Consider the following 3,054-nt stretch of genomic DNA (forward strand, 5'->3'; position numbering starts at 1 on the left):
CTCTGACGCGAACCGCCGCGAGGGACTGTGGGAGGCAAGGCGTAGGCTCGTATATTCGGCGAGCTGCGTGTAATGCAACATCTGGCCGTCAGCTTCGCGCCAGTTCGATGGGGGGGCATAACAGAAATGCGTTTCGCTCGCTTGATCAAATCGCGATCCAATGTCGCAAACGCGTCGCAGCCGGCGACTTAAGAGAACATCGTTCTTCCGCTCAAAATGGAGGTTTGGCAAGTCGAGCAACGACTCGAACGCATGAGCGATCCTGTTCGGCGGCGAGGAACAAAAGCGCAGGCATCGACCGCGCAGCCGGATTTGTTGAGCGCCTTGCCCGGCCCGTACAGGTAAGCAACGTAGTCTTCCTCGCGGAAAGAGCACGGCTCGCAAATGTGCCCACGCTGCACAATGTGCAAGGGAACACCGTCCAGATGAACGCGGGTGCGATGGTGGTGTGTGTCTATTGCTCGCCGCTGGGCATTCGCATGCAGAGATCGCCCGGCGCATGGACATTCCCTAGCACCGCCATCGCTCACTGCCGAAGACTCTCGACGGGCTCGACGTGCATAACCGCGCCGAACTCATGGATAAGCTGCTGGGGGTGTGAGTGAAGACTGGAACTGCTTCGCACGGATCTCAGAAGCAGCCGAATGATTCTCGTCAAGCCGGTTAAAGCCGCGCGGTGGCAGCCACACCGATTTGATACGGCCCGCACCCTCGATCACGGCTCACCGGCGAGTACGTCATCATCGATCGAGGGTTCGGTTTCCAGTGCGTACGCAAAAGCAGCCGTAGCGCGGTCGTTGAGCTTGTATTGCGCGTCCAGACTTACCTTTCCCGCCTGGCGACCATAGCATTACATCAGATTTGCTATTATGGTGGCATGCAATGGTACGCACCCAAATTCAGTTAACCGAATCGCAATACCAGCGACTGAAAGCGCTGTCCAGCGCACAACGACGTTCACTTTCGCAGCTGATTAGAGAGGCAGTCGACGCGCATCTGAGCCAAGGGCAGGCGCCCCGCGCGGCCCTGTACCGAGACGCCCTGGCGATTGTCGGCCGTCATCAGGCGGATGTGGACGATGCGGCCGCGGCACACGACCGCTATCTGTCGGACGCGTTCTCGGGGTGATTGCATTCGCGGATACCTCGGGTCTTTACGCTCTACTCGCGCGCAGTGATCAATTTCATACCGCCGCCGTCGCGGCGTTTGCCCGCCTCGCCGAAGCGCAGGCGCGCCTAGTCACCACGTCCTATGCGCTGGTTAAGACCTGGCGCTGCTGCAACACCGCATTGGACTCGACGCGACCAAGGCTTTTCAAGCCCGGCTGCAGCCGCTGATCCTCGAAGATCGTCGTGATTTGAATTTGGTGGATTGCTTGAGCTTCGAGGTAATGCAGGCTCATGAAATTGAGTTTGTGTTTGGCTTCGATGGGCATTTCGAGCAGGCAGGATTCAAGCGAATCGGTTGAGCTACGAGGCAGATACGCCAGAAGGATAGCGCCTTGATGTCTTGGTGACGCTGGCCGAGGCGATCAGCCCCACCGGCCCGACCTGCGAGTAGATTTGATCGTGGTGAGGTTCAACGAAGCTGGATATCAGCGCGCCAGAGGGCGATTGGCATCTGCTCCGAGCGGGCCAGTCTCCCCTGCCGATTGCTCCACTGTAGCTGCGAGGGGAACACATGTTTCATGCAATCCACCGTGTGCAAGGCTTCCAAGCCATCGCTCCTTACACCCTGCAGGTGAAGTTCGACGACGGCACGGAACAGATCATTAACTTTGAATCGATTCTTGCTGGGCGGCTTTACGGTCCTCTGCGTGATTTGTCAGTATTTAACCAAGTCCAGGTTGACCCGGAGGTGCATACGTTAGTATGGCCGAACGGCGCCGACTTTGACCGGCAACGCTCCACGATTGGCCGGAATACGTTCAAGAGTTAGAGACCCGGGCTCGGCAGTGGGAGATGACGCCTGCGTAGCTCTCCCGCGAGTCGGCTCATACCTTATGTTGGATGTAACGCTGACACGCCAGCAGGTAATACGCCACTTGCACGACGGAGGACTTGTAGCGGCTGTCCCACAAGCTGCCGGTACGCGGCAGCTGCGGTTGATGTACTGCATGTAGCGCCGTCCCAGCGACACGAGCTTCGGCACGATTGCTACCTTTCGCGGCGCCAGCATCAGGTGCACATGGTTGGTCATCAAAGCGTAGTCATGAAGCGCGCCGCCGGATTCGTTAAGCGCCTTGCCCAGCCAGTACAGGTAAGCGGCGTAGTCTTCCTCGCAGAAGCAGCAGGGCGCTCGGTTGTGCCCACACTGCGCGATGTGCAAGGGAACATCGTCCAGATGAACTCGGGTGCGTCGGGGCATGCCCGCCATCTATCAGAATATCTAAGCCTGGACCCTTTAACGATCAGTAATTTACTTGTTGCATTGCGTGCAACCTATGAGCAAAATGTTCACTCAAACGCGTGCGGCTTCGCTTGGTGAGTGAACGTGGTACCCGTCTTATTTATTAAGGGGAGGGAGCGAGTGCAACAAGTGCAAATGACCGTTTCTAAGCGCCTTCAACTGAGTGGACACTCAGCCATACATGGATCTTAAGCTGTTTGAAGTATCAATAGTCATCGTTGGCAATGACTGCAATCCCACTATTCTGAACCCGGATTTCCTAGCCAGTCAGAAAATTGTGCCGGAGGCATGGGGCTGGCAAGTAGTGGGAGCGCCAATAACAACTCCTCCATTTGCGACTGCGGCATACGACAGCGGAGTGGCGATAACAGTCGATACAAGCAAGGTTCAGGTGGTCGGTGTGTGGCAAGATGATCATACGTGTGGCAGTGTCGCGCATATCGCTCGCAGGTATGTGGAAGTGCTCCCGCATGTTCGTTATACGGGCGTTGGCAATAACTTCCGAGGTCTTTCTGAAAATGACGACGCAGAAACCTTTCTGAAGAATCGTTTTTTAAAGCCCGGTGCCTGGGACAGCGACGCAAATTCAATCGCTGCAGCAGCTATCAAGTTTATTTACTCTCGACCAGGCGCTCGACTCAGCCT

At 56.6% G+C, this 3,054-nt stretch carries 3 protein-coding genes and 2 pseudogenes; 3 read left to right on the forward strand and 2 right to left on the reverse strand.

The window, feature by feature from the left end; genetic code table 11:
* Nucleotides 1-882 precede the first annotated feature (882 nt).
* Nucleotides 883-1,128, forward strand: coding sequence for a ribbon-helix-helix domain-containing protein (locus H0V34_10015; GenBank protein ID MBA2492013.1), 246 nt, complete (start codon nt 883-885; stop codon nt 1,126-1,128).
* A 121-nt stretch (nt 1,129-1,249) separates the two neighbouring features.
* On the opposite strand, the gene H0V34_10020 is transcribed toward H0V34_10015, so the two are convergent.
* On the reverse strand, nt 1,250-1,435 hold the full coding sequence (locus H0V34_10020) for a hypothetical protein (GenBank protein ID MBA2492014.1): 186 nt from the start codon (nt 1,433-1,435) through the stop codon (nt 1,250-1,252).
* 245 nt (nt 1,436-1,680) lie between these two features.
* On the opposite strand from H0V34_10020, the pseudogene H0V34_10025 reads away from it, so the two are divergent.
* Nucleotides 1,681-1,976: pseudogene (locus H0V34_10025) on the forward strand (DUF2442 domain-containing protein).
* A gap of 142 nt (nt 1,977-2,118) precedes the next feature.
* On the opposite strand, the pseudogene H0V34_10030 reads toward H0V34_10025, so the two are convergent.
* Nucleotides 2,119-2,376 (reverse strand): annotated as a pseudogene (locus H0V34_10030) (transposase).
* A 214-nt stretch (nt 2,377-2,590) separates the two neighbouring features.
* On the opposite strand from H0V34_10030, the gene H0V34_10035 reads away from it, so the two are divergent.
* Nucleotides 2,591-3,054, forward strand: a 464-nt coding sequence (locus tag H0V34_10035; GenBank protein MBA2492015.1) for a hypothetical protein, incomplete at its 3' end; no start/stop codon positions are given.

The sequence above is a fragment of the Gammaproteobacteria bacterium genome, assembly GCA_013696315.1.
Lineage (GTDB): Bacteria > Pseudomonadota > Gammaproteobacteria > JACCYU01 > JACCYU01 > JACCYU01.